This is a genomic window from Carnobacterium sp. 1290_CSPC, assembly GCF_001053265.1.
Lineage (GTDB): Bacteria > Bacillota > Bacilli > Lactobacillales > Aerococcaceae > Aerococcus > Aerococcus urinaeequi.
This window is the reverse complement of the sequence record NZ_JVVG01000075.1, coordinates 1-233: the sequence shown is the minus strand read 5'-3', so window position 1 is coordinate 233 and position 233 is coordinate 1. Positions and strand designations below refer to the sequence as shown.

Here is a 233-nt window from a genome sequence, read left to right as displayed (position 1 = left end):
TTGTTTTAAGGCGTCTACGACTTGATTTGGTGTTCTTCGCTTGTAAGGACTGGCGCAATTTCTTAAAACGCCGTCTTTTCTTCATCAAGCTTTTACCCGAATAGAAGGTAGTATGAGCTGTATCATCCGCAATAGTTAGTATCTGTCTTAAACCACGGTCAATGCCTACAATACGTTGAATATTAGTTTCATCTGGGCTGTCTATCTCTTTACTTGCGGACACGTGTAAGAAC

Annotated in this window: 1 protein-coding gene; it reads right to left on the bottom strand. The window is 40.8% G+C overall.

Annotated elements, in window-relative coordinates; genetic code table 11:
• Window positions 1–233 (bottom strand): transposase (locus AC973_RS06840; RefSeq protein ID WP_048729036.1); only part of this gene is annotated, 233 nt, incomplete at both ends.